The 23,463-nt window shown below is 61.7% G+C and carries 26 protein-coding genes; 8 read left to right on the forward strand and 18 right to left on the reverse strand.

Annotated elements, in window-relative coordinates; all coding sequences use genetic code 11:
* Nucleotides 1–14: 14 nt before the first annotated feature.
* The 7 genes from ACLGL5_RS24430 to ACLGL5_RS24460 form a co-directional block, all read right to left on the reverse strand.
* Nucleotides 15–782 (reverse strand): DeoR/GlpR family DNA-binding transcription regulator, encoded by a 768-nt coding sequence (locus tag ACLGL5_RS24430; protein ID WP_010909603.1) that lies wholly within the window; start codon nucleotides 780–782, stop codon nucleotides 15–17.
* Nucleotides 783–908: 126 nt separating this feature from the next.
* Nucleotides 909–2,321 carry a pyridoxal phosphate-dependent decarboxylase family protein gene (locus ACLGL5_RS24435; protein WP_494372779.1) on the reverse strand — a complete coding sequence of 471 codons (1,413 nt, stop codon included), beginning with the start codon at nucleotides 2,319–2,321 and terminating at the stop codon, nucleotides 909–911.
* Between the two features lie 207 nt (nucleotides 2,322–2,528).
* Entirely contained in the window at nucleotides 2,529–3,260 is a 732-nt protein-coding gene (locus ACLGL5_RS24440; protein WP_019858273.1) for a proteasome-type protease, read from the reverse strand.
* Between the two features lie 31 nt (nucleotides 3,261–3,291).
* On the reverse strand, nucleotides 3,292–4,083 hold the full coding sequence (locus tag ACLGL5_RS24445) for a transglutaminase family protein (RefSeq protein WP_069092217.1): 792 nt from the start codon (nucleotides 4,081–4,083) through the stop codon (nucleotides 3,292–3,294).
* Between the two features lie 7 nt (nucleotides 4,084–4,090).
* Nucleotides 4,091–5,032 carry an alpha-E domain-containing protein gene (locus ACLGL5_RS24450; RefSeq protein WP_038646939.1) on the reverse strand — a complete coding sequence of 314 codons (942 nt, stop codon included), beginning with the start codon at nucleotides 5,030–5,032 and terminating at the stop codon, nucleotides 4,091–4,093.
* 133 nt (nucleotides 5,033–5,165) lie between these two features.
* Nucleotides 5,166–6,578, reverse strand: coding sequence for a circularly permuted type 2 ATP-grasp protein (locus ACLGL5_RS24455; protein WP_027046863.1), 1,413 nt, complete (start codon nucleotides 6,576–6,578; stop codon nucleotides 5,166–5,168).
* A gap of 170 nt (nucleotides 6,579–6,748) precedes the next feature.
* On the reverse strand, nucleotides 6,749–6,985 hold the full coding sequence (locus ACLGL5_RS24460; protein ID WP_010909609.1) for an Lrp/AsnC family transcriptional regulator: 237 nt from the start codon (nucleotides 6,983–6,985) through the stop codon (nucleotides 6,749–6,751).
* A 253-nt stretch (nucleotides 6,986–7,238) separates the two neighbouring features.
* Between ACLGL5_RS24460 and ACLGL5_RS24465 the strand changes: the two genes are divergently transcribed.
* Nucleotides 7,239–7,658, forward strand: a complete 420-nt coding sequence (locus tag ACLGL5_RS24465) for a DUF4864 domain-containing protein (RefSeq protein WP_027046864.1) — start codon at nucleotides 7,239–7,241, stop codon at nucleotides 7,656–7,658.
* Between the two features lie 4 nt (nucleotides 7,659–7,662).
* On the opposite strand, the gene tgt is transcribed toward ACLGL5_RS24465, so the two are convergent.
* The 7 genes from tgt to coaD form a co-directional block, all read right to left on the reverse strand.
* Entirely contained in the window at nucleotides 7,663–8,793 is a 1,131-nt protein-coding gene (tgt, locus tag ACLGL5_RS24470) for a tRNA guanosine(34) transglycosylase Tgt (RefSeq protein WP_069092218.1), read from the reverse strand.
* Nucleotides 8,786–9,055: a hypothetical protein gene (locus ACLGL5_RS24475; protein ID WP_010909612.1), complete on the reverse strand. Its 270-nt coding sequence runs from the start codon at nucleotides 9,053–9,055 to the stop codon at nucleotides 8,786–8,788. The genes tgt and ACLGL5_RS24475 overlap by 8 nt, the downstream gene beginning before the upstream one ends.
* Nucleotides 9,048–10,133: a tRNA preQ1(34) S-adenosylmethionine ribosyltransferase-isomerase QueA gene (gene queA / locus ACLGL5_RS24480; RefSeq protein ID WP_019858279.1), complete on the reverse strand. Its 1,086-nt coding sequence runs from the start codon at nucleotides 10,131–10,133 to the stop codon at nucleotides 9,048–9,050. Before queA ends, ACLGL5_RS24475 begins: the two co-directional genes overlap by 8 nt.
* Nucleotides 10,133–10,582: a DMT family transporter gene (locus tag ACLGL5_RS24485; protein ID WP_019858280.1), complete on the reverse strand. Its 450-nt coding sequence runs from the start codon at nucleotides 10,580–10,582 to the stop codon at nucleotides 10,133–10,135. The genes queA and ACLGL5_RS24485 overlap by 1 nt, the downstream gene beginning before the upstream one ends.
* A gap of 12 nt (nucleotides 10,583–10,594) precedes the next feature.
* Nucleotides 10,595–11,107 (reverse strand): peptidylprolyl isomerase, encoded by a 513-nt coding sequence (locus ACLGL5_RS24490; RefSeq protein ID WP_069092219.1) that lies wholly within the window; start codon nucleotides 11,105–11,107, stop codon nucleotides 10,595–10,597.
* Nucleotides 11,108–11,135: 28 nt separating this feature from the next.
* Complete coding sequence (locus tag ACLGL5_RS24495) at nucleotides 11,136–11,630, reverse strand: peptidylprolyl isomerase (protein WP_010909616.1); 495 nt, start codon at nucleotides 11,628–11,630, stop codon at nucleotides 11,136–11,138.
* Between the two features lie 110 nt (nucleotides 11,631–11,740).
* Complete coding sequence (coaD, locus tag ACLGL5_RS24500; RefSeq protein ID WP_019858283.1) at nucleotides 11,741–12,241, reverse strand: pantetheine-phosphate adenylyltransferase; 501 nt, start codon at nucleotides 12,239–12,241, stop codon at nucleotides 11,741–11,743.
* A 298-nt stretch (nucleotides 12,242–12,539) separates the two neighbouring features.
* Here coaD and ACLGL5_RS24505 point away from each other — a divergent pair, with 298 nt between their 5' ends.
* Complete coding sequence (locus ACLGL5_RS24505; protein WP_019858284.1) at nucleotides 12,540–12,692, forward strand: hypothetical protein; 153 nt, start codon at nucleotides 12,540–12,542, stop codon at nucleotides 12,690–12,692.
* 57 nt (nucleotides 12,693–12,749) lie between these two features.
* Here the strand turns inward: ACLGL5_RS24505 and gyrA are convergent, their stop codons facing one another.
* A complete protein-coding gene (gyrA, locus tag ACLGL5_RS24510) occupies nucleotides 12,750–15,554 on the reverse strand; it encodes a DNA gyrase subunit A (RefSeq protein ID WP_494372780.1) in 2,805 nt (934 codons plus the stop codon).
* A 174-nt stretch (nucleotides 15,555–15,728) separates the two neighbouring features.
* Between gyrA and ACLGL5_RS24515 the strand changes: the two genes are divergently transcribed.
* On the forward strand, nucleotides 15,729–17,468 hold the full coding sequence (locus tag ACLGL5_RS24515; RefSeq protein ID WP_245307151.1) for a SulP family inorganic anion transporter: 1,740 nt from the start codon (nucleotides 15,729–15,731) through the stop codon (nucleotides 17,466–17,468).
* A complete protein-coding gene (locus ACLGL5_RS24520; protein WP_010909621.1) occupies nucleotides 17,465–18,088 on the forward strand; it encodes a ParB-like protein in 624 nt (207 codons plus the stop codon). Before ACLGL5_RS24515 ends, ACLGL5_RS24520 begins: the two co-directional genes overlap by 4 nt.
* A 74-nt stretch (nucleotides 18,089–18,162) precedes the next feature.
* Here the strand turns inward: ACLGL5_RS24520 and ACLGL5_RS24525 are convergent, their stop codons facing one another.
* Nucleotides 18,163–19,029, reverse strand: a complete 867-nt coding sequence (locus ACLGL5_RS24525) for a helix-turn-helix transcriptional regulator (RefSeq protein WP_064985633.1) — start codon at nucleotides 19,027–19,029, stop codon at nucleotides 18,163–18,165.
* 85 nt (nucleotides 19,030–19,114) lie between these two features.
* On the opposite strand from ACLGL5_RS24525, the gene ACLGL5_RS24530 reads away from it, so the two are divergent.
* The 4 genes from ACLGL5_RS24530 to ACLGL5_RS24545 all read left to right on the forward strand — a co-directional run bounded on the left by ACLGL5_RS24530 (nucleotide 19,115) and on the right by ACLGL5_RS24545 (nucleotide 22,264).
* A complete protein-coding gene (locus ACLGL5_RS24530) occupies nucleotides 19,115–19,645 on the forward strand; it encodes a hypothetical protein (RefSeq protein WP_069092220.1) in 531 nt (176 codons plus the stop codon).
* A gap of 257 nt (nucleotides 19,646–19,902) precedes the next feature.
* Nucleotides 19,903–21,030 carry an acyltransferase family protein gene (locus ACLGL5_RS24535; protein WP_081296200.1) on the forward strand — a complete coding sequence of 376 codons (1,128 nt, stop codon included), beginning with the start codon at nucleotides 19,903–19,905 and terminating at the stop codon, nucleotides 21,028–21,030.
* Between the two features lie 218 nt (nucleotides 21,031–21,248).
* A complete protein-coding gene (locus tag ACLGL5_RS24540) occupies nucleotides 21,249–21,878 on the forward strand; it encodes a MarC family protein (RefSeq protein WP_010909625.1) in 630 nt (209 codons plus the stop codon).
* Nucleotides 21,879–21,886: 8 nt separating this feature from the next.
* Nucleotides 21,887–22,264, forward strand: coding sequence for a nuclear transport factor 2 family protein (locus tag ACLGL5_RS24545; RefSeq protein WP_069092221.1), 378 nt, complete (start codon nucleotides 21,887–21,889; stop codon nucleotides 22,262–22,264).
* A gap of 36 nt (nucleotides 22,265–22,300) precedes the next feature.
* Here ACLGL5_RS24545 and ACLGL5_RS24550 read toward each other — a convergent pair whose 3' ends face one another.
* Nucleotides 22,301–22,726, reverse strand: coding sequence for an OsmC family protein (locus tag ACLGL5_RS24550; protein ID WP_069092222.1), 426 nt, complete (start codon nucleotides 22,724–22,726; stop codon nucleotides 22,301–22,303).
* Between the two features lie 129 nt (nucleotides 22,727–22,855).
* Nucleotides 22,856–23,371 carry a single-stranded DNA-binding protein gene (locus ACLGL5_RS24555; RefSeq protein ID WP_019858296.1) on the reverse strand — a complete coding sequence of 172 codons (516 nt, stop codon included), beginning with the start codon at nucleotides 23,369–23,371 and terminating at the stop codon, nucleotides 22,856–22,858.
* Between the last annotated feature and the right edge of the window lie 92 nt (nucleotides 23,372–23,463).

The following is a 23,463-nucleotide window of genomic DNA, read 5'->3' on the forward strand; positions in this document are numbered from 1 at the left end:
ATCGTGAAAGGGCCTCACCCCAGCGACGTCTCGATCAGCTGAACCTCGGCCTCCTGGCAGATCTTGCGCACCGAGGGGATGTCGCAGCGGTCGGTGATGAAGGTGTTGACCTGCGACAGGTGACCGATACGCACCGGCGCCGTGCGCTCGAACTTGGTCTGGTCGGAGACCAGAATCACATGCCTGGCATTGGCAATGATCGCCTGCGCCACCTTCACCTCGCGAAAATCGAAGTCGAGCAAGGCGCCGTCATGGTCGATGGCCGAGGCGCCGATAACGGCGTAGTCGACCTTGAACTGCCTGATGAAATCGACCGCTGCCTCGCCGACGACGCCACCATCGGAACCGCGCACCACCCCGCCCGCAATCACCACCTCGATCGAAGGATATATACGCATCCTATTGGCAACATTGATATTATTGGTGATCACCATCAGGCCGTTGTGGTCGAGCAACGCCTTGCTGACCGCTTCCGTCGTGGTGCCGATGTTGATGAACAGCGAGGCGTTGTCGGGGATCAGCCTTGCCGCCGCGCGGCCGATCGCCTCCTTCTCGTCCGCGGCGATCTTGCGCCTCGCCTCATACTCCATGTTCTCGATACCGGACGGGAACAATGCGCCGCCATGGATGCGCGAAAGCAGACGTTGGTCGCAGAGATCGTTGAGATCCTTGCGAATGGTCTGCGGCGTCACGTTGAAATGCGTGGCCAGATCGTCGACCAGCACGCGGCCATGGTCCTTGGCCATCTGGATGATCTCGGCATGGCGTGGCGACAGATACATGGGCGACCTCCCGTTTTCGTTTTTCTTGTCTATAGCCGAAAACGAAAGCAATGAAAAGGCATAAGCCGGCTAATGGAAATCACCTGATTGCAAAGGCGAACTCCAGCGCAATCCAGTATTGGCCGGTCAGACCATGCCGCGCGCGATTTCGGTGATGACGGCAAAAGCCGCATCGACATCGCTAGCGGTCGCCTCGAACTGGCCGACCTGGAAGCGGATTGCCACCTGCCCGTCGACCCTCGTCTGCGTCAGGTAAATGCGGCCATCGTCGTTGATCGCATTGACCAGCCGCAGATTGTGCGCGTCGGCATCGGCGCTCGGGGGCGCCCTGTGCCGGAACGAAAACAGCGACAGCATCGGTTCGCTGACGATCTCGAAATCCGGCTCCCTTGCCAGCCGCGCGGCAATACCCTCGCTCCAGGTGACATGGTTGCGGATCATGGCGCGCAGGTTTTCCAGCCCGTGGGCGCGCAGCAGGAACCACAGTTTCAGGGCGCGGAAGCGCCGGCCGAGCGGCACCGACCATTCGGAATAGTTGATGATGCCGTCACGGCCATGCGTCTTCAGGAATTCGGGCTTGATCGCCAGGGTGCGAACAAGATCCTCCGGCTGGCGGATGAACTGCATCGAGCAATCGAATTGGGCGCCGAGCCATTTATGCGGGTTGAAGACGATGGAATTGGCCAGTTCGACACCGGCCCAGAAATGGCGAAATTCGGGGCAGATCATCGCCGATCCGGCCCAGGCGGCGTCGACATGCAGATAGAGCCCGTGGCGTTTGGCCACCGCGGCGACAGCAGCGACATCGTCGGTGCCGCCCGTGCTGGTACCGCCAACGCTGGCGATGATGCCGGCGGGCAGCATGCCGGCCTCGCGATCGGCGACAATCGCCGCCTCGAGTGCTGCCGCATCCATGGCGCGAAAGCGGCCATCGACGGGAATGCGCACAAGATTGTCTTCGCCGATGCCCGACACCCAGATCGCCCGGTCGATCGACGTGTGCACCTGATCCGAGGAATAGATGCGCAGCCGCCCCTGCCCGGCCAACCCCTTTTTGTTGCCTTGCCAATCCAGCGCCCGCTCGCGCATGGTCAGCACGGCATTGAGTGTCGCCGACGAGGCCGAATCCTGGATGACGCCGGAAAATCCTTCGGGAAGGCCAAGTGCCTGGCGCATCCAGTCGACGGTGCGGGTCTCGAGTTCGGTCGCCGCCGGCGAGGTCTGCCAAAGCATGCACTGCGCGGCCATTGCGGAGACGAGATACTCAGCCACCACCGAAACCGGCGCCGCATTGGCCGGGAAATAGGCGAAGAAGCGCGGGTGCTGCCAATGCGTCATGCCCGGCACGATCTTCTCTTCGAAGTCGGCGAAGATCCTGTCCATCGGCTCGGCGTCTTCGGGCGGCGAGGCTTCAATGCTCCTGAAAATGTCGCCCGGCTCAACCAGCGGCCGCACCGGCCGGTCGCGCAATGAATTGCGATAATCGGCGCCCCAGTCGGCGGCACGCCGCGACCACTGCCGGAACTCGTCATTGTTCATCCTGTCCTCCCGACACGAATGCAATGCCGGCACTCTTCGCCCGGCTCTTAGATTCATCAATAATTAACATGTGAAATAGATGCAAGCGCCGGCAGCTACCGCAAGCGCCCTAAAGCGCATCGCTTGATCGGATCCAAGCGATGCGCTTTAGATCCTTGTTCTTGTGCATGTCGTTCCCCCGAAACCGGGACTTTTGGGCGACATACATCACCCCGGAAAATCCGGCAGGCTGGCAAAGGCGCTCTTCAGCGCATTCGACCAGCCATCGGAGATGGTGCGATAATATTGGTCGTCCTGGCCGATCCGCTTCTTCAGGCCGACCTTGAAGGAATCCTTCTCCAGGAACAGCAGGTCGAGCGGCAAGCCGACCGACAGGTTCGACTTGAGTGTCGAATCGAACGACACCAGAAGCAGCTTCACCGTCTCGGCAAGGCTCATCGTGCGCTCATAGGCGCGGATGATGATCGGCTTGCCGTACTTGGTCTCGCCGATCTGGAAGAACGGCGTGTCGTCGGTCGATTCGATGAAGTTGCCCTCGGGATAGATCATGAACAGCCGCGGCGGACTGCCCAGGATCTGGCCGCCCAGGATGAAGGAGGCGTTGAAATAAGAATCGGCCTTCTCGCCGGCGGGTGATGCCTGCGCGATCACCTCTTTCACCGTATCACCGACCAGCCGCACCGTCTGGTACATCGATGGCGTTTCGAGCAGTTTCTCGTGGCGGTCGGTCACCGCTTTGGTGCGCTCGTCAAGCAGGCTGACGACGGCCTGAGTCGTCGCCAGATTGCCGGCCGACATCAAGACGATGACGCGCTCGCCGGGCTGTTCCCAGACATGCATCTTCTTGAAGGTCGAGATCGAATCCATGCCGGCATTGGTGCGCGTGTCCGACATGAACACGAGCCCGCGATCGATCTTCAGGCCGACGCAATAGGTCATGGAATCTCTTCTGGCACTAATCCTTGCCGGATTACTGCTCTACCGTGACGGTGACCGCAAGCCGTTCTTGCGCCTGTCCCAGTCGAATTCCCGACACCGGTGAGGCGTCGCGGTAGTCGCGGCCGGTTGCCACCTTCACATAGCGTTCGTCGGGAGAAATACCGTTGGCGGGATCGAAGGCAACCCAGCCGAGACCCGGAACATGCGCTTCGGCCCAGGCATGGCTTGCCGCCTGCTCGACAGAATCCATCATCAGATAGCCAGAAACGTAGCGCGACGGAAATCCCATGGCGCGCGCGGCGGCGGCAAAGATATGGCTATGGTCCTGGCAAACCCCGGTCTTCAGCGCCAGCGCCTCTTCGGCCGGTGTGGCCGCATTTGTGGTGCCTGGCGTGTAGGCGACGCGCTCGCCGATCATGGCCATCAGCCGGTGCAGCCTTTCGATGTCGGTTCCCGGGCCGACCGCTTCGGCTAGCTTACGGATGCCGCCACCGATGGTGGTCAAGGGCGTTTCCTGCGCGAACAGCCACAGCGGCGCAAAGCCCTGATGCGACCCGCAAACGCCTGACGTATCGCGCGTCACCACCTCGCCGGACGCCTCGACCGTGATGAAATCGTGGTCGCCCTCGACACTCAGCAGTCTTGTGTCGTTGCCGTAGTGATCGGTAAACCGCACTTCCTCGCGCGCTCCTTCGACCTTCAGCGACCAGGCCAGCACCGTCTGCGTCTGCCCGCTCACCGGTAGCAGCCGCAGCCGCTGCAGCAGATATTGCACCGGCGCATCGTAGCGGTATTCGGTCCGGTGGGTGATCTTGAGCCTCATGGCTTCCTCAATAAAACCGGTAATCCTGCGCGATCTCGTCGCCGAGCCGGGTGTTGTCGCGAATGAACCCGGCAAGGAACTCATGCAGGCCTGCGTCGAATATATCCTTGATCGACCCGGCCCTCAGCATGGCTTGCGTTTTCTCCGCCGTCGCGTGGCAGGCATGACGTTCGCCGTAATCGTCGCCGAGGAACTTCAGGTGCTCGGACAAGAAGCGGTAGCAGAAGGTCAGCGAACGCGGCATGCGCACGTTGAGGATCAGGTAGTCGGCGATGTTGGTCGGCTTGTAGTCCGCATCATAGACCCAGCGGTAGGAACGATGCGCCGACACCGAGCGCAGGATCGATTCCCATTGATAATTGTCGAGTGTCGAGCCGACCCAGGAGATCGACGGCAACAGCACGTAGTACTTCACGTCGAGGATGCGCGCCGTGTTGTCGGCGCGCTCGACATAGGTGCCGAGCTGCGAGAAGTCGAAAATCTCGTTGCGCAGCATGGTGCCGTAGAACGAGCCGCGGATCAGCGCCGTCTCGCGCTTGATGGCATCGAGCACGCTTGGCAGGTCGCGCTCGTCTATTGGCCTCGCCAGCATCCGCTTTAGTGACATCCAGGCTTCGTTGATGCTTTCCCAAGTCTCGCGCGTCAGTGCCGTGCGCACCATGCGGGCATTGTTGCGGGCCGTTTCGATCGACGACATGGTGCTCGACGGATTCGAGGTGTCGCGCAAAAGGAAATCAGCGACATCGGCGGCCGTATAGTCCGAATACTTCTGCTTGAAGGCGACGTCGGAGCCGGCGCTGAGCAGCACGGAATTCCATTCCTCCGACGCGCTTTGCGTGCGGGTCAGCGCCATGCGCAGGCCGGCATCGACCAGCCGCGCCATGTTTTCGGCCCGCTCGATATAGCGGTTCATCCAGTAGAGCCCGTTGGCGGTGCGGCCGAGAAGCATGGGGAGGCCCTTCGGGTTAGTGAGTAGGGAATAGTGAGTAGTCCGTAGTAAATAGTTGAATTTCAATGAAATATGGCATGCGCTTCCCTCGACAGCTGACTACTCACTACTGACTATTCCCTACTCACTCATTTCAATCATCCAACACCCAGGTATCTTTCGTGCCGCCGCCCTGCGACGAGTTCACGACCAGAGAGCCTTCCTTCAAAGCCACGCGCGTCAGGCCGCCGGGCACGATCTGGATGCGGTCGGAAACCAGCACGTAGGGCCTGAGGTCGACGTGGCGCGGCGCCAGTCCCTTGTCGGTCAGGATCGGGCAGGTCGACAGCGCCAGTGTCGGCTGGGCGATATAATTGGAAGGCTTCGCCGCCAGTTTCTTGGCGAAGGCCTCGCACTCTTTCTTGGTCGCCGCCGGTCCGACCAGCATGCCGTAGCCGCCGGAGCCGTGCACTTCCTTGATCACCAGTTCGTGGATGTGCTCGAGCACATATTTCAGGCTGTCCGGCTCCGAACAGCGCCAGGTCGGGATGTTGCCGAGGATCGCCTTGCGGCCGGTGTAGAATTCGACGATCTCGGGCATGTAGGAATAGATCGCCTTGTCGTCGGCGATACCTGTTCCCGGCGCATTGGCGATGGTGATGTTGCCGGCGCGATAGACATCCATGATGCCGGGTATGCCGAGGGCCGAATCCGGCCGGAAGGTCAGCGGGTCCAGGAAGGAATCGTCGACGCGGCGGTAGAGCACGTCGATCTGCTTGTAGCCCTCGGTCGTGCGCATCGCGACATGGCCGTCGACGACCCGGAGATCCTGGCCCTCGACCAGTTGCACGCCCATCTGGTCGGCAAGGAAGGCATGCTCGAAATAGGCGGAATTGAAACTGCCGGGCGTCAGCACGGCAATGGTCGGCGCGCCCTTGGTGGTTTGCGGCCGAACCGCCGCGAGCGACTGGCGCAGCAGTTGCGGGTAGTTCTCCACCGGCCGCACCTTGATCTTCTGAAACAGCTCGGGGAACAGCTGCATCATCGTCTCGCGGTTCTCCAGCATGTAGGAGACACCGGACGGGGTGCGCGCATTGTCCTCCAGCACGTAGAACTCGTCCTCGCTGATGCGCACGATATCGACGCCGATGATGTGTGTGTAGACGCCGGCCGGAGGCCGCACCCCAATCATCTCCGGTAGAAACGCTTCGTTCTTGGCGATCAGGTCCCTGGGAACGCGGCCGGCGCGCAGGATCTCCTGGCGATGGTAAATGTCGTCGAGGAAGGCATTCAGCGCCTGCACGCGCTGCTCGATGCCTTGCGTCAGGCGCCGCCACTCATTGCCTGAAATGATGCGTGGAACGATGTCGAAGGGGATCAGCCGCTCGGAGGCTTCCTGCTCGCCATAGACGGCGAAGGTGATACCGGTCTTGCGGAAGACGCGTTCGGCGTCCTGCATCTTCTCGGTAAGTCTGGCTGGATCCTGCTCCTTCAGCCAGCGATCATAAGCCGAATACGGTCTTCTCAATCCGGAAACTTCCGGAAGCATTTCATCGAACGCTGCCAATCGCATACTCCCCTGTGACGCCATTTCACTGGCGTCGCCGAAGAAAATCAAGCGCAATCGGTGATTTGGGAGATGCGGACGATCAGTATGTTGCGGCTGCCTAAAATTGAGGCAGTCGAAATACGACCTTGATCAGGCTTTGCCTCGTGCCCGGGCAAATGCATTTCCGGCTAGAAGGCGCGGAAGGTGACGACCGTAAACGTGTCCTTGATGCCGGGGAGAATCTGCACCTTCTCGTTGACGAAATGGCCGACGTCTTCCTCGTCATCGACATAGAATTTGGCGAGCAGGTCGTAATTGCCGGCGGTGGAATAGATTTCCGAAGCGATCTCGGCATCGGCAAGCGCGCTGGCAACCTCATAGGATTTGCCTAACTCGCATTTGATCTGCACGAAAAACGCCTTCATGGCTTCGTCCCGCTAAACGTCCAAGTCCAAGCGGCCCTTCTGGCAGACTGGAGGCGGCCTTTCAAGCACTGGAATCCGCACTTAGCCGGCGCGGCCCCTGGCCACGGCCTCGCGCAGCTCCGCAACAGGCATGACATTCCGGTGGCGAATATTCGCAATCGGTGAAACCGGGATGCACCGCCAAGCGTATGTTGTCGTGCATCTTCGGACATCATTTTTGAGGGATTATTCCGAGGAACAACGGAGACAGGCCATGCGCCGCGCTTTTTTCGCATTCGCAGTCATTCCATTCCTCTTCATATCCTCGGCCTTTGCCGGCGATGCCGAAATCAAGGCAGGCCAGGCCGTCATCGATGGTCAGTTGAAGGCGCTGCTGGCCGATGACGGCGCCAAGGCCTACAGCTTCGCCGCCCCGAACGTGAAGCAGGTGTTCCCGACCGTCGATGCCTTCATGAACATGGTGACCAATGGCTACCCGCCGGTGCGCAAGCCACAATCCTATGCCTTCGGCAAGGTCGAGCAGACAGGTCCGGGCTCGATTATCCAGCAGGTGCTGATCGTCGGACCCGACGGCAAGGATTACGAGGCGGTCTATACGCTGCAGCAGCAGCCCGACGGCACGTTCCAGATCACCGGCTGCAGCCTGCGCGCATCCAACTCGCTAAGCACCTGAGGTTCTACAGGACCGGTATATCGCCCCTCGCCCAGCCCTCTGATATCTCGGCTCCACGCGCCTCGAAGCGGCCGGTCTCGATCGCGGCGCGAATGTCCTGCATCAGCTTCTGATAGTAGGACAGGTTGTTCCAGGTGAGCAGCATAGCGCCCAGCGCCTCCTGCGAGCGCACCAGATGGTGCAGATAGGCGCGCGAATAATCGCGCGCCGCGGGACAATCGCTTTCCTCGTCCAGCGGGCGCGGGTCGTCGGCATGGCGAGCGTTGCGCAGATTGACCTTGCCGCGCCTGGTGTAGGCCAGGCCGTGCCGGCCGGCTCGCGTCGGCATCACGCAGTCGAACATATCGATGCCGCGCGCCACCGATTTCAGGATATCGTCAGGCGTGCCGACACCCATGAGATAGCGTGGCTTGTCCGCGGGCAGTTCGGGACAGGTGATGTCGAGCATTTCGAGCATCACCGCTTGCGGCTCGCCGACCGCCAGGCCGCCAACCGCATAGCCCTTCAAGCCCATCGCGCTCAGCGCCTGCGCCGAACGCACTCGAAGTGCTGCATTGTCACCGCCCTGCACGATGCCGAACATCGCCTTGCCCGGCTGGTCACCGAATGCCGTCTTGCAGCGCTCGGCCCAGCGCAGCGACAGTTCCATGGCGCGCTCGATCTCCTTCAGCTCGGCCGGCAGTGCCGTGCATTCGTCGAGTTGCATCTGGATGTCGGAATCGAGCAGGCCCTGGATCTCGATCGAGCGCTCCGGCGACATTTCGTAGGGCGCGCCATCGATATGCGAGCGGAAGGTGACACCCTTTTCGGTCAGTTTCCTGAGCTTCGACAGCGACATCACCTGGAAACCGCCGCTGTCGGTCAGGATCGGATGCGGCCAGCGGGCGAATTCATGCAATCCGCCAAGCCGCGCGACACGCTCGGCGCCGGGCCGCAGCATCAGGTGATAGGTGTTGCCCAGGATGATGTCGGCGCCGACGCCACGCACCTGGTCCATATACATGGTCTTGACGGTGCCGCCGGTGCCGACCGGCATGAAGGCGGGCGTGCGGATTTCGCCGCGCGGCATGTCGATGACACCGCGCCGCGCCTTGCCGTCGATGGCAAGGACCTTGAAGCTGAACGGCTTAGCCATTGAATTCCTTGTCGTGGATCGGCGCGTCAGGCGCCTGTCTGTCGAGCGACTGCCTATACTGGATGCAGCCGCGCATGAATTTAGGCCAGGGCGGAACGGCGATCGACGGCTCGGTCTTCTCAGGCAGCAGATCCCACAGATCGGGGTGATGCCAGCAGAGATCATGGCCTGACGTGTCGCGATGCGCGCGAATGCCGGCGCGCAGTTTCTTCACCTCGGCAATCAGGGCATCGCGATCAAGGGTCTGCAGGTCATCATCCATCGCTCATCTCCGCTCGATACAGCAGGCTTGCGTCTCCATAGGAGTAAAACCTGTAGCGGTTCGCGATGGCATGCGCATAGGCGGCGCGCATCGTATCGAGGCCGCTGAAGGCCGAAACCAACATGAACAGCGTCGAGCGCGGCAAGTGGAAATTGGTCATCAGCATGTCGGCGGTGCGAAAGCGATAGCCTGGTGTGATGAAGATGTCGGTCGGACCCGACCACGCAGGCACCGTATCGTCCTCGCGCGCCGCACTCTCCAGCAGGCGTAGCGAGGTCGTGCCGACGGCGATGATGCGCCCGCCCCTCGCCTTGGCCGCGTTCAGCGCATTGGCTGTTTCCCGGCTGACCGAACCGATCTCGGCATGCATCTTGTGGTCGGCGGTATCGTCGGCCTTGACCGGCAGGAACGTCCCGGCGCCGACATGCAAGGTCACGAAGTGGCGCTCGACGCCTTTGGCGTCAAGAGCCGCAAAAAGCTCCGGCGTGAAATGCAGGCCGGCGGTGGGCGCGGCAACCGCTCCTTCCTCCCTTGCATAAATCGTCTGGTAGTCGGCACGGTCGCGCTCGTCATCATCACGCTTCGAGGCGATGTAGGGCGGCAGCGGAATGTGGCCGACGGTATGCAGCGCCTCGTCGAGGAACGGCCCCGACAGGTCGAAGCCAAGCAAGGCCTCGCCGCCCTCGCCCTTCTCGATCACCGTGGCATCGAGTTGGCCGAGGAAGCAGGAATTGCCGTCATGGCCGAAATGGATGCGGTCGCCGGCGGCAATGCGCTTACCCGGCCGCATGAAGGCGAGCCACCGGTCCGGCGCCACGCGCATATGCAGCGTGGCCTCGACTTGCGCCTGTGCATCGCCGCGCCGCCTTATGCCTTTGAGCTGCGCCGGAATGACCTTGGTGTCGTTGAACACCAGCACGTCGCCGGCTCTGAGCAGGGATGGCAGGTCGCCGACTGTGCGGTCATCAAGCGCCTCCCCCGGTCTGACCACGAGCATCTTGGCGCTGTCGCGTGGCTCGGTGGGGCGAAGCGCGATACGCTCCTCCGGCAGGTCGAAGTCGAAGAGATCAACGCGCATCAGTAGAGCCGGATAAGCAGCGCTCCGGCCAAGAGCAGCACCGCGCCGGCGACACGGCCGAGCGAAATTTCACGCACCGCGACACCGAGGAAGCCGATTCGGTCGATGAGCATGCCGGCGAGCAACTGGCCGGCCACCAGGAACGCCATCAGCGCAGCGGCGCCGATGCGCGGCGTCAGGATTGTGGAGAGAGTGACATAGAAGCCGCCGAGCATGCCGCCGACAACGAACAGCCAGGGCGCCGGCGCCTTCCAGTCGAGCGAAATGCTTTGTAGCTTCATCACCGTAACGGCGATGATGCCGAGCACGATCGCGCCAGACAGAAACGAGAATGCAGCCGCCGCGACCGGGAGACCCAGGCCGCGCGCCAGCTGCGAATTGATCGGTGCCTGAATGGCAATGAAGGCGCCGGACAGGATGCCGAGAAGCGACCAGACGACGCCCATCATTGTCGTTTCGCCTTACTTGACGTCGGCCGCGACCTTCAGCGACACGATCTTGTCGGGATCGACGACCGGCTCGCCGCGCTTGATCTTGTCGACATTGTCCATGCCTTCGATGACCTGGCCCCAGACCGTGTACTGGCGGTTGAGGAAGGCGGCATCGTCGAAGCAGACGAAGAACTGCGAATTGGCCGAGTTCGGGTTCTGTGAACGGGCCATCGAGCAGGTGCCGCGGCCGTGGTTGGCGTTGGAGAACTCAGCCTTCAGGTCCGGCTTGTCCGAGCCGCCCATGCCCGCGCGCGACGGCGCGAAGGTGGGCTTCGAGGAATTGCCGAACTTCACGTCGCCGGTCTGCGCCATGAAGCCATCGATGACGCGGTGGAAAACCACGCCGTCATAGGCGCCTTCCCTGGCCAGTTCCTTGATGCGGGAGACATGGCCGGGGGCCAGATCGGGGAAAAGTTCGATGACGACCTTGCCCTTGGTCGTTTCCATGATGAGCGCGTTCTCGCGGTCCTTGATTTCGGCCATGTCAGATATCCTTTTGAGAAAACAGAAATTACTTGTCGGCGGCGATGCGCACCTTGATCATCCGGTCGGGGTCGGAGACCGTACCATTGTCCGCCTCGTCACCCTTCTTGATGTGGTCCACCAGTTCCATGCCGCTGACGACATTGCCGACGATGGTGTACTGGCCGTCGAGCGGCGGCGCCGGCGCGAACATGATGAAGAATTGCGAATTGGCGGAGTTCGGATCTTGCGAGCGGGCCATGCCGACCACGCCGCGCTTATAATGCTCGGTCTGCGAGAATTCGGCCGGCAGGTCAGGCAGGTCCGAACCGCCGGTGCCGACGGCCTGGGAGTTGAACCCCTTCTTCATGTTGCCGAACTTGACGTCGCCGGTCTGCGCCATGAAGCCGTCGATGACGCGGTGGAAAGCGACATTGTCATAGGCATGGTCACGCACGAGCTTCTTGATCTGCGCGACATGCTTGGGCGCCAGATCGGGCCGCAACGCGATGGTCACGTCGCCGTCCTTCAGCGTGATGATCATGGTGTTTTCGGGATCGGCGGCATAGGCCGAGACCGAGGCGGTCACAAGACCGGCAAGCACGACGAGGAACGAGGCGAGCCTTTTGAGCTGCATGAGGATTTTCTCCGGGCTTATTTCGCGAATTTTGCGGTGAGCGCGCCAGCAACAGCCGCCGGCACGAAGGGGCGTATGTCGCCGCCCATCGAGGCTATCTGGCGCACAAGTGTGGCGGTAATGGTGCGCACGGACGGGCTGGCGGGCAGAAAAACCGTCTGCAGCTCGGGCGCCATGGTTTCGTTCATGCCGGCCATCTGCATTTCGTAGTCAAGATCGGTGCCGTCGCGCAGGCCGCGGATCATGATCGAGGCGCCCTGCTTCCTGGCGGCCTCGATCACCAGCCCGTCGAAGGCAACGACCTTGATGCGAGCGCCATCGCGGCCGAATTCGGCCTTCGTGGCGGCTTCGATGAGTTGCACCCGCTCCTCGAAGGAAAACAATGGCTTCTTGCCAGGATGAATGCCGATCGCGGCATAGACGATGTCGGCCACGGCCAGCGACGCCTTCAGCACATCGAGATGGCCGTTGGTCAGCGGGTCGAAGGAGCCTGCGTAAAGTGCGGTGCGTTCAGTCATGGCAGGTGCTTCTAATGCATGATCCCAAAAAGTGGAAACCGGTTTTTGGAAAAGATCATGCTCAAATGAAAGCTAGAGCCTGTTCCATCTTCAGTCCACCAAGATGGAGCAGGCTCTAGCGAGCCTCTCTCGCAAAGGCAAATCCGATCGGCGCGGAACCCATGAACCTTTTCCAGCACATGAACGACAGATGAACACGCTGATCACGAAGCCTTCACGCAGCGTTCACTAGGTTGCACCTTAATAAGATGAAACCAAAATCCCATCTATCCGTTGTAAGGCGCAGGAGAACACGCAAATGCTGATCTACATGCTCGCCACCGCAATGACAGTCGCCATGCTGATCGCCACCGTATTCGGGCTGCATCAGGAGGCGCAACGCATCCGCGTCAAGGCAACCACCAAGCGCTTCGAAGGCTTCGGCCCCCGCAAGCCGTATCGTCACTACTAAGTCAGTTCTGGACTTGCTGCCGCGCCGGCCGATGGGCCGGCGTTGCTATGTCTGGACTTACTCAGCGCCGTCTGGACCAGCGTCCGTCCCGGGAGCAAACTCCGAACTGCCCTCAATGGTCTCTTCGCTTTCCTCGTCCGATTGCGGCTCGGAAATCCGCTCGACCGAAACCACCTTCTCACCCTCGGCGGTATTGAAGATGGTCACGCCCTTTGTGGCGCGGCTGGCGAAACGGATGCCGTTGACCGGCACCCGGATGACCGTGCCGCCATCCGACACCAGCATGATCTGATCGTCATTGCCGACCGGGAAGGTCGCCACCAGCTGGCCGATCTCGGCCGTCTTCGACACGTCGGTGGCGCGGATGCCCTTGCCGCCGCGCCCAGTCAGGCGGAAATCGTAGGACGACGAGCGCTTGCCGTAGCCATACTCCGTTACCGTCAGCACGTACTGCTCATGCGCCTTGAGGAACTCGTAGCGCTCGTCGGAAAGCTCAGCCTCCTCGCCGACCTCTTCATTGGTCAGCGCGATCTCTTCCTCTTCACCGGCCGCGATGCCAGCGGCAGCCCGCCGTTCAGCCGCGGCTCGCTTGAGATAGGCGGCGCGTTCGGCGGGCGGCGCATCGACATGCTCGATCACCGACATAGAGATGATGCGGTCGGTCTCGGCCATGGTGATGCCCCGCACGCCGACGGAATTGCGACTCTGGAAGACGCGAACATCGCCGACCGAGAAGCGGATGCACTGGCCGGAGCTGGCGGTCAAAAGCACGTCGTCATTGTCGGTGCAGGTCTCGACGCCGAGGATTTCGTCGCCTTCCTCCTCCAGCTTCATGGCGATCTTGCCATTGCGGTTGACCTGGACGAAATCGGACAGCTTGTTGCGGCGCACGGTGCCGCGCGTGGTGGCGAACATCACGTCGAGTTCGCCCCAGCTGGTCTCGTCCTCGGGCAGCGGCATGATGGTGGTGATGCGCTCGCCCTGCTCGAGCGGCAGCATGTTGATCAGCGCCTTGCCGCGTGACTGCGGGTTGCCGATCGGCAGCCGCCAGACCTTTTCCTTGTAGACGATGCCGCGCGAGGAGAAGAACAGCACCGGCGTGTGCGTGTTGGCCACGAACAGCCTTGTGACAAAATCCTCTTCCTTGGTCGACATGCCGGAGCGGCCCTTGCCGCCGCGGCGCTGCGCCCGGTAGAGCGACAGCGGCACGCGCTTGATATAGCCGGAATGGCTCACCGTCACGACCATGTCCTCGCGCTGGATCAGGTCCTCGTCTTCCATATCCGCGCCGCCGTCGGTGAGCTCGGTGCGGCGTGGCGTGCCGAACTCGTCGCGCACGGCGGCAAGCTCGTCCTTGACGATCTGCTGGACACGCGCCCGGGACGACAAAATGTCCAGATAATCAACGATTTCGGCGCCGATCGTGTTCAACTCGTCGGCGATCTCGTCGCGGCCGAGCGCGGTCAGGCGCTGCAGACGCAGTTCGAGGATGGCGCGCGCCTGTTCCTCGGACAGATTGTAGGTGCCGTCCTCATTGATGCGGTGGCGCGGATCGTCGATCAAAAGGATCAGCGATTCGACATCACCCGCGGGCCAGCGTCGCTCCATCAACTGCTCGCGCGCCGTCTGCGGATCCGGCGCGGTGCGGATCAGCTTGATGACCTCGTCGATATTGGCGACGGCGATGGCAAGACCCACCAACACATGGGCGCGGTCGCGCGCCTTGCGCAGCAGGAATTTCGTCCGCCTTGTGATGACCTCTTCGCGGAAGGAGACGAACGCCTTCAGCATGTCGGTCAGGGTCAGCAGTTCCGGCTTGCCGCCATTCAGCGCCACCATATTGGCGCCGAAAGAGGTCTGCAGCGGGGTGAAGCGGTAAAGCTGGTTGAGGATGACGTCGGCGACGGCGTCGCGCTTCAGCTCGATAACGACGCGATAGCCCTGGCGGTCGCTTTCGTCGCGGATGTCGGAAATGCCTTCGATGCGCTTGTCGCGCACCAGTTCCGCCATCTTCTCGATCATCGAGGCCTTGTTCACCTGGTAGGGGACCTCGGTGATGATGATCGATTCACGGTCATTGCCGCGCTGTTCGATGTTGACCTTGCCGCGCATGACGATCGAGCCACGGCCCGTAGAATAGGCGCTGTAGATGCCGGAGCGGCCAAGCACGATGCCGCCGGTCGGGAAATCGGGGCCAGGAATGATCTCCATCAGCGCCGGCAGGTCGATCGCCGGATTGTCGATGATGGCGATGGCGCCGTTGCAGACTTCTCCCAGATTGTGCGGCGGGATGTTGGTGGCCATGCCGACGGCGATGCCGCCGGAGCCGTTGACCAGCAGATTGGGAAAGCGAGCCGGCAGAACCTTCGGTTCGGTGTCCGAGGCATCATAAGTCTCCTGGAAATCGACCGTGTCCTTGTCGATGTCCTCCAGAAGCTCATGCGCGACCTTGGTCAGCCGCGATTCGGTGTAGCGCATGGCCGCCGGCGGGTCGCCGTCGATCGAGCCGAAATTGCCCTGCCCGTCGATCAGCGGCACGCGCAGCGACCAGTCCTGCGCCATGCGCACCAAGGCGTCATAGATCGAGGCGTCGCCATGCGGATGGTATTTACCCATCACGTCGGCGACCGGGCGGGCCGACTTCACATATTTGCGGTTCCAGTGGTAACCGCTCTCATGCGCTGCATAGAGAATGCGGCGATGCACGGGCTTCAGGCCGTCGCGCACATCAGGCAGCGCACGGCTGACGATCACGCTCATGGCGTAAGAAAGATAGGAGCTCTGCATCTCCTCGATGATGGAGATCGGCTCGATGCCGGTGGGGCCGCCGTCGGCGCCGCGCGGTGTCTTTTGGTCGGTCAAATCGGATCACAATCTAATCAGGAATCACTGACCGCTTATATAGGAAGCAAGGCCGAAACTCCAATGTCCGCGGCACTTTTCCAGTGTCATTTTTGGTGGTAATTTCAAAAGGATACCACTGATTGCGACGATATGGCCACAACGCTTTTCGCCGCCACAAGGCAAAAGCCGGCAATGGACCAACTTTCCCACGCGAAAGCCGCAAGCGCCATGAGTTGGCGCCGGTGGCTGCCTTTGCAGGCGCTGAGCGGCTGGCAGCTCCGGGATCTCAATGGTGATCTGATCGCCGGCCTGACATTGGCGGCGATCGCCATTCCCGAGCAGATGGCAACGGCCCGGCTCGGCGGCTTTGCCCCCGAGATCGGTTTTTTCGCTTTTGTCGCCGGTTCGGTGGCGTTTGCCCTGTTCGGCGCCAATCGTCACCTCTCGGTTGGCGCGGATTCGACCATCACGCCGCTGTTCGCCGGCAGCCTAGCGCTACTCGCCACATCCGGCTCGCCGCATTATCTGGCACTGGCGGCCATGCTGGCGTTGATGGTCGGGCTGATCGTAACCTTGAGCGGCGTCTTTCGCCTCGGCTGGATCGCCGATCTCCTGTCGGTGCCGGTTACGACAGGTTTTTTGGCCGGCATCGCAGTCCATATCATCGTCTCACAGATGCCCGGACTGCTCGGCCTGCCTGCCGAGAGTGGAGAAACCTTGCGGCGTGTCGGCGAGATTGCCGGCAATCTCCATCTCACCAATCCCTGGAGCCTGTGGCTCGGCCTCGGCGTGTTCGCGATCGTGTTCTGTTCGGAACGGATCAGCGCCCGCATCCCAGGCGCCCTGATCGGCATGGTGCTTGCCACGATTGCGGTCGTCGTCTTCGGCCTCAGGAATCACGGCGTCGAGGTGCTTGGCGCTCTGCCAAACGGCCTGCCGGGCGCCTATTTGCCGGTGACGAGCCTCGGCGATGTGCAAGCGCTCGTTCCGCTGGCGCTGCTGATCGCCATTGTCGTCATGGTGCAGACGGCCGCCACCTCGCGGTCCTTCGCCTCGCAACAGGACGCCTCGCCCAACGTCAACCGCGATTTCGTCGGCGTCGGCGCCGGCAGCATTTTGTCGAGCCTGTTCGGCGCCTTTGCCGTCAATGCCAGCCCGCCGCGTACAGCCATCGTCTCCCAGTCGGGTGGCCGCTCTCAACTGTCCGGCCTCACAGCCGCGGCCATCGTGCTGGCGCTCGGTGCCTTTGGCGGCGCCCTGCTCGCCAATGTTCCGCAGGCCGCCTTGGCCGGCGTCCTGATGTTCGTTGCCCAGCACATATTGCGCTGGAAGGTGTTCGCCGGCGTCTATCGACAAGCGCCGGTCGAATTCGTGTTGATCCTGGTCACCATGGCGGCAATCGTCGTGTTGCCGATCGCAACCGGCGTGGCGGTGGGCATCGGCCTGTCGCTGCTGCATGGCATATGGAGCGCGACGCGCACGGAGCCTATCGAGCTCGAACAGGTGCCGGGCACGTCCGTCTGGTGGCCTCCGGCCAAGCCCAGCGCTGGCGAACAACTCCCGGGAGTGCTGGTCGCGGCCTTCCAGGCGCCACTGTCCTTCGTCAATGCCGATCGCTTCAAGCGCGGCGTTTGCGACCTTGTCGATGCCAGGGACGAAACCGTGAAACTGGTCGTGCTGGAGGCCAGCAACATCGTCGAAATCGACTACACCGCCGCGCAGGCCCTGATCGACACCATCCTTCATTGCCGCAAGGCGGGCGCGGTCTTTGCCATAGCGCGGCTGGAATCGCTGCGCGCCCAGGCGGCGCTGGCGCGGTTCGGCATTGCTGAAATGGTGGGCCCGCAACGTATATTCCACAGCGTCGACGCGGCGATCAAATCACTTAGTCCGGGAAAACAGCAGCAGCAAGGACAGGATGGAGTGTCATGATCGACCCGCGAGAACCCATTGTCACGCCGGTTCCCGTCGAGGAATTGAGGCCGACGCAGATAACGGTCGGCATGCGGGAAGTTGCGTTGAAGCGCCAGATGATCCGGGAGCAGGACGCCAAGAAGAAGACCGGCGCTTTTCTCGGCAAACACATGGTGCCGGTCGTGTTGGGTCCCAAGAATCGCAACTACGTCACCGATCACCATCACCTCGCTCGCGCCCTGCTCGAGGAAGGCGTCAAGGACGTGCTTGTGACCGTGATCAGCGACCTGTCCGCGCTCGACAAGGACACATTTCTTTTCGTGCTCGATAACAGAGGCTGGATGCACCCGTTCGACGAGAGCGGCCGGCGCCGCGATTACTCGGCTATTCCCAAGACAATCGGCGAACTGATCGATGATCCTTACCGGAGCATGGCAGGCGAACTGCGCCGGATGGGCGGCTTTGCCAAGGACACGACGCCGTTCAGCGAATTCATCTGGGCGGATTTCCTTCGTCGGCGCATCGATCGCAACGCGGTTGCGAAGAACTTCGACAAGGCGATGAAGGAGGCACTCAGCCTGGCCAAGGGCAAGGACGCGGACTATCTGCCGGGCTGGTGCGGCCCGACCTCGGACTGAGCCTGCCTCGGCCTAATGCATGTCGCCCAAAAGTGACCTCGGTTTTGGGAGAACGACATGCATAAAAACAAAACCTAAAGCGCGTCTCGACGCGCTTTAGGCGCGCGTATGACGATGCGGCCCGATCGGCTGGCGCGATAATCGCCCGGCGTCTGACCCATGACCCGTCGAAACCGGCGGTTGAACGTCGACAGGTCGTTGAAGCCAGCGTCGAAGGCGATCGCCGAGATCGCGTCGGCGGACAGGCGCAGCCGCAATGCCGCACGGTGCAGGCGGGTCTTCAGCAGGAACTGGTAGGGCGTCATGCCGGCGACCTGCCGGAAAATGCGCAAGAAATGATAGGGACTGGTCGCCGTCTCATCCGCCAGTGTCGACAGCGAAACCGGCCCGTCGGCATCCAGTTCTATCCGCCGCACGGCTTCGGCCACGCGTTTCTGATCGCGGCGGCTAGGTCCGCGCCTAGTGGATGTGGCGCCGGAAACCGTGGCCACAGCCGCGGCGGCAATGCGCAGGGAAAGTTCCTCGAAGGCACCCTTGTCGGCCATTTCGCGCGCGGCCTCCGCCTCGGCCAGCAAAGGCGCCAGGGCCGGCAAGGGCGGCAGGCGCGGCGCTTCGAAGGCAAGCGTGCTCGCGCCCGGCACACCGGCGATGATCCGTTCCATGTAGACAGGCTTGAAATGGAACGAGAGACAGCGGTCGCCGCTGCCATGTTCGTGCCCGCATTCATAGCAGGTGCCGGAATTGCCGAGCAGCAGCGCGCCGGGCGCCATCATGCCCGTTCCCTGCTGCGCGCGGTAGCGGAACGTGCCGCTGGTGACCGCCGCGATACAGAAATCCCGATGGGCCTCCTCGAACGGCCGGTCGCCCGCGCCGGCCGTGCAGATCACATCCGCCACATGCCAGCCGGGTCCGGATGCGAGAGTGCGGGTCGTCGCTGTCATGGCCGAAATATAGCAATTTTTCCCAAGCCCAGAACCCCGTCAGCGCCTACTCCTCGCGGTCTCCTGACAGAAAGAGACCGCAGTCATGTTTGACCCCTTTGCCGAAGCCCTGCACAGTCCCGGTCCGATCGGCGGGCTTGCCGAAAAACTGGACCTTTACGGCCGCTTCGTCGGCGCCTGGACTTTCGACGCCTCGCGCCACCTCGAGGATGGCACCGTGCTGACCGGGCGTGGCGAGGTGCATTTCGGCTGGGTGCTCGAGGGCCGCGCCATCCAGGACGTCTGGATCCTGCCCGCACGGAACATCGGTTCCCAGCCGTCCCTCGGCAAGTGGACGTTCTACGGCACGACGCTTCGGATCTATGATCCCGGCGCGGACGCCTGGCACATTTTCTGGAGCGATCCGCGCAATCAATATTTCAGCCGCCAGCTCAGCCGGGCCGAGGGCGACGCGATTGTGCAGGTCGGCGCCGACGGCACCGGTTCCTCGGTGCGCTGGAGCTTTTCGCGGATCACCGAAAATTCCTTCCGCTGGCTCGGCGAGCGCTCGCACGACAATGGCGCGACATGGCGGCTGGAGGTCGAGTTCCTGGCGCGGCGCGTTGCAACAGCCTGAACCAGCAACCTCTTGTAACGATAGGGAAAACCATGTTCGATCATTTCTCGATCGGCATCCGCGACGCCATTTCGTGATTGTACGCATGAGAAATCCCTTCCGCCCGGCCCGCGCGGGCAGATTCCATGTCGAACTTTTCAGAAATGGCGAGCTGGCTTGGCCGGCCCAATTGTGAAAAAGAAACTGCTGAGACGACGCGCGTATTGAATCGGCGACGGGCGACGATATAGGGTCGCCCAAGGCGGGGTTTTTCTCCAATGGCCAAGAACGCCGAGATTGAAATTCTGCGCGCGATCTCCATCCTCATGGTGATCACTGCGCACGTTCCGTTCATACTGGCTTGGGAATCGGCGTATTGGTGGCCTGTATTCAGGGTAGCTAATTTTTGGGCTGGCGTGGATATATTCTTCGCGATATCGGGATTTGTGGTCACTGCCACGCTACTGCGCCATATCCGGTCTGAAACGCCCCTCATCGCCTTGAAGTCGTTTTGGATCCGGCGTTTCTTTCGTCTCGCCCCGCTTTCCTGGATGACCTTGGCTCTCTCGATAGTGTTGGCCGCCACCTGGAACGGGTTCGGCTTTTTCGGCAGCCCGCAGAACAATTTCTACGACGCCGTGGCTGTTGTGATCTACGTCCAGAACTGGCACTTTTTCCAATGCCTGTCAGCCGGCTGGAAGACATGCGGCATCAACCTTCATTTTTGGTCGCTGTCCTTGGAAGAACAGTTCTATATCGCCCTTCCGCTGGTGTTCATCTTCTCGCGTAAATGGCTTGCAGCGATCTGTGCTCTCCTCATCGTCATCCAGTTTCCGCTTTACCGACCCAACACCTCATGGCTTTGGATCACGCGGACCGATGCCATCTCATGGGGCGTCCTTATCGCGCTGTTTTCGCAGCATGCCGACTATTGGCGACTGGCTCCCACCATCTTTCGCCACCGCCACATCGGTCTTCTCTTCGCGGCGCTCGCCATCACCGCCATTTGTTTCTTGTCGGGCGGACTGATCGTTTCGTTCTATGTCGGGTTGATAGCTCTGCTGGCTGGCTCTCTGGTCTGGATCGCCTCTTATGATCGAGGCTACCTGTTCCGAAACGCGGAAAACCAACGTCTGCTGCTTTGGATCGGTAAGCGCTCCTACGCCATCTACCTTTTCCACTCCATAGCCTTCAGGCTGGTCAAAGAGGGCTGCGCCCGCTACGCCGGCAGTGCGGAAGCCATCCGGAACTCGGCGCATTCCGTCGTTATTCTGGCGGGGGGGCTCATCCTCACCGCCGCCATCGCCGAGATCGCGTGCCGCCTCATCGAAGCCCCATTCCAGACAAAGGGACGAGCCATGGCGCAGCGGATAGTTGCGCCAACGACTGTTGCCGTCCCGACTTAATTTCAGGGCCTAACGGCCGCACCGTTGTTATCGCCGATTGGCCGGCATCGGAGGAATCTGTCTGCCTTGGCGACCCGGACGGCTATCGCTTGGAGGCCTATTGCAGCGCTGCCGGCTAACCCTGTTGAGCTCCGCAGTTTCGCAGTCAAGACAGTTCCCACCGACCGGGCTTTGCTCTACCAATGCGAAGCGGGCTCGGCCCGGTGGGAGGGTCAGCGATGCCGAGTTTCGACAGCCTGTTCAATGCCTTCGTCACCATTCTCGTGACCATCGATCCGCCGGGGCTAGCGCCGCTGTTCCTCGCCGTGACGCGCGGCATGAACCGCGAGGAGCGCCAGCAGGTTTCGGTCCGCGCCTCGGTCATCGGCTTCCTGGTGATGGCGCTGTTCGCGGTTGCCGGCGCCTCGATCCTGTCGGTGTTCGGCATCACGCTGCCGGCATTCCGGGTCGCCGGCGGTTTCCTGCTGTTCTTCATTGCCTTCGAAATGGTCTTCGAGCGGCGACAGGACCGCAAGGAGAAGATCGGCGACGTCGCCATCACCAAGGACATGATCCACAACATCGCCGCCTTCCCGCTGGCGATCCCGCTGATCGCCGGCCCCGGGGCGATTTCCGCGACGGTGCTGCTCTCCGGCTCGTTTCAGGGCTTTGCCGCGCAGGCAGCACTTGTCGGCATCATCTTCGTCTGCCTCGCCATCACCTATCTGGTGTTCGTGCTGTCGGAACGCATCGACCGCATACTCGGCCAGACCGGCCGCTCGATCCTGACCCGCCTGCTCGGCGTCATCCTGGCCGCACTGGCGGTGCAGTTCGTGGCCGACGGCATCAAGGCGCTGATGGCGGGGTGAGGTTGGGAATGGCTGTCGATCCCAGGGTTGTCGAACTGGAGTTGGCATTGCTGAAGGCGCCAACCCGCTCTGATCCGGGTTTTCTTGACGCCGTTCTCGACGACAGCATGATCGAGTTCGGCAAATCCGGTTTCGAATATGACAAACGATCGATCCTGGCGGCGCTGACGGATTCGAAGGAACAGCCAGCGCCCGACGATCATTTGGAGATGACCGATATCAGAGCGGTTCAACTGGCTCCGGAGGTCGTGCTTCTCACCTATCGCCTGCGACCCAGAGCAGAAAGCGCAGTCGCGTCGTTACGCAGTTCTATCTGGAAACATTGTGACGGGAATTGGCGACTGGTGTTCCACCAGGGAACTCGTGCAGCTTCGACAGCCTCATGAGTTCAGGCAGGTGATTCCAGGTAAGTGCCGCCTGCCCTACTTCGCCGCCGTATCAATCACTTCAAAATCATGCGTGATCGTGGCCGTCTTGGCCATCATGGCGGAGGCCGAGCAGTATTTTTCGATCGAAAGATTGATCGCGCGCTGAACCTTGTCGGACGACAGCGCCCTGCCCTTGACGATGAAATGCATGTGGATGCGGGTGAACACCTTTGGGTCGGTCTCGGCCCGGTCGGCGTCGAGTTCGACGACGCAGTCCTCGACCGCCTCGCGACCCTTTTCCAGTATATGAACGACATCATAGGCCGAGCAGCCGCCAGTGCCGATCAGCACCAGTTCCATCGGGCTCGGGCCTGGCGTCTTGCCATCAGGGCCGGATGCCGTTCCCAGCACCACCTTGTGGCCGCTGCCGGACTCGCCGACGAAGGTGCGCTCTTCGACCCATTTTATCCGTGCCTTCACCGCTTTGTCCTTTCAGCCCTTTGGCCGCGCCTGCTGTCAGGCCAAATCAACAACGCAAAACCCCGAAAGTCCATGCGGGACCCTCGGGGCGTATCGATCACACAACGTCGGCAGTTTGGTTGCTTTCGATCAGAAGGGGATCTCGTCGTCCAGCTCGCGCGACGAACCGCCGCCACCGCCGCCCCTGGGTGCGCTGCCGCCACGGTTGAAGCTTTCGTTCGGGCCGGACTGGCCGAAATCGGAACCGCGGCTGCTGCCGCCGGAATAACCACCGACCTGGCCGCCCTCACCCTGGCGCCCGTCGAGCATCTGCAGTTCGCCGCGGAATCTCTGCAGCACGACTTCCGTCGTGTACTTGTCAGCGCCGGTCTGGTCCTGCCATTTGCGCGTCTGCAGCTGGCCCTCGACATAGACCTTCATGCCCTTCTTCAGATACTGCTCGGCCACCTTGGCGATGCCCTCATTAAAGATGACGACATTGTGCCACTCGGTCTTTTCCTTGCGCTCGCCAGAATTCTTGTCGCGCCAGCTTTCCGACGTGGCGATACGGATGTTGACGACCGGCTCGCCCGAGTTCAGGCGGCGGATTTCAGGGTCCGCGCCGAGATTGCCGACCAGAATGACCTTATTGACGCTACCCGCCATGATTTTTCTCCGCGCTCATCCGAGAAACAAATTTTTGTCGCAGCACCTTACAGGCTACGAACGTCAGCCGCCTGCTAAGGCTGGCTTTTCCC

It is taken from the genome of Mesorhizobium sp. U510, assembly GCF_059180695.1.

Bases quoted from the DNA above. Each gene is read 5' to 3' on its own strand.
- ACLGL5_RS24440 (WP_019858273.1), bottom strand. From the start codon at position 3,260: ATGACCTATTGCGTCGGCCTGAAGATCGATCGCGGGCTCGTGTTCATG.
- ACLGL5_RS24485 (WP_019858280.1), bottom strand. From the start codon at position 10,582: ATGATGGGCGTCGTCTGGTCGCTTCTCGGCATCCTGTCCGGCGCCTTC.
- ACLGL5_RS24535 (WP_081296200.1), top strand. From the start codon at position 19,903: ATGGCCAAGAACGCCGAGATTGAAATTCTGCGCGCGATCTCCATCCTC.
- ACLGL5_RS24540 (WP_010909625.1), top strand. From the start codon at position 21,249: ATGCCGAGTTTCGACAGCCTGTTCAATGCCTTCGTCACCATTCTCGTG.
- ACLGL5_RS24490 (WP_069092219.1), bottom strand. From the start codon at position 11,107: ATGGCCGAAATCAAGGACCGCGAGAACGCGCTCATCATGGAAACGACC.
- ACLGL5_RS24555 (WP_019858296.1), bottom strand. From the start codon at position 23,371: ATGGCGGGTAGCGTCAATAAGGTCATTCTGGTCGGCAATCTCGGCGCG.
- tgt (WP_069092218.1), bottom strand. From the start codon at position 8,793: ATGGCTAAGCCGTTCAGCTTCAAGGTCCTTGCCATCGACGGCAAGGCG.
- ACLGL5_RS24430 (WP_010909603.1), bottom strand. From the start codon at position 782: ATGTATCTGTCGCCACGCCATGCCGAGATCATCCAGATGGCCAAGGAC.
- ACLGL5_RS24515 (WP_245307151.1), top strand. From the start codon at position 15,729: ATGGACCAACTTTCCCACGCGAAAGCCGCAAGCGCCATGAGTTGGCGC.
- ACLGL5_RS24465 (WP_027046864.1), top strand. From the start codon at position 7,239: ATGCGCCGCGCTTTTTTCGCATTCGCAGTCATTCCATTCCTCTTCATA.
- ACLGL5_RS24435 (WP_494372779.1), bottom strand. From the start codon at position 2,321: ATGAACAATGACGAGTTCCGGCAGTGGTCGCGGCGTGCCGCCGACTGG.
- ACLGL5_RS24520 (WP_010909621.1), top strand. From the start codon at position 17,465: ATGATCGACCCGCGAGAACCCATTGTCACGCCGGTTCCCGTCGAGGAA.
- ACLGL5_RS24475 (WP_010909612.1), bottom strand. From the start codon at position 9,055: ATGGATGATGACCTGCAGACCCTTGATCGCGATGCCCTGATTGCCGAG.
- queA (WP_019858279.1), bottom strand. From the start codon at position 10,133: ATGCGCGTTGATCTCTTCGACTTCGACCTGCCGGAGGAGCGTATCGCG.
- ACLGL5_RS24460 (WP_010909609.1), bottom strand. From the start codon at position 6,985: ATGAAGGCGTTTTTCGTGCAGATCAAATGCGAGTTAGGCAAATCCTAT.
- ACLGL5_RS24495 (WP_010909616.1), bottom strand. From the start codon at position 11,630: ATGATCATCACGCTGAAGGACGGCGACGTGACCATCGCGTTGCGGCCC.
- ACLGL5_RS24445 (WP_069092217.1), bottom strand. From the start codon at position 4,083: ATGAGGCTCAAGATCACCCACCGGACCGAATACCGCTACGATGCGCCG.
- ACLGL5_RS24450 (WP_038646939.1), bottom strand. From the start codon at position 5,032: ATGCTTCTCGGCCGCACCGCCAACGGGCTCTACTGGATGAACCGCTAT.
- coaD (WP_019858283.1), bottom strand. From the start codon at position 12,241: ATGACTGAACGCACCGCACTTTACGCAGGCTCCTTCGACCCGCTGACC.
- ACLGL5_RS24525 (WP_064985633.1), bottom strand. From the start codon at position 19,029: ATGACAGCGACGACCCGCACTCTCGCATCCGGACCCGGCTGGCATGTG.
- ACLGL5_RS24505 (WP_019858284.1), top strand. From the start codon at position 12,540: ATGCTGATCTACATGCTCGCCACCGCAATGACAGTCGCCATGCTGATC.
- ACLGL5_RS24530 (WP_069092220.1), top strand. From the start codon at position 19,115: ATGTTTGACCCCTTTGCCGAAGCCCTGCACAGTCCCGGTCCGATCGGC.
- ACLGL5_RS24545 (WP_069092221.1), top strand. From the start codon at position 21,887: ATGGCTGTCGATCCCAGGGTTGTCGAACTGGAGTTGGCATTGCTGAAG.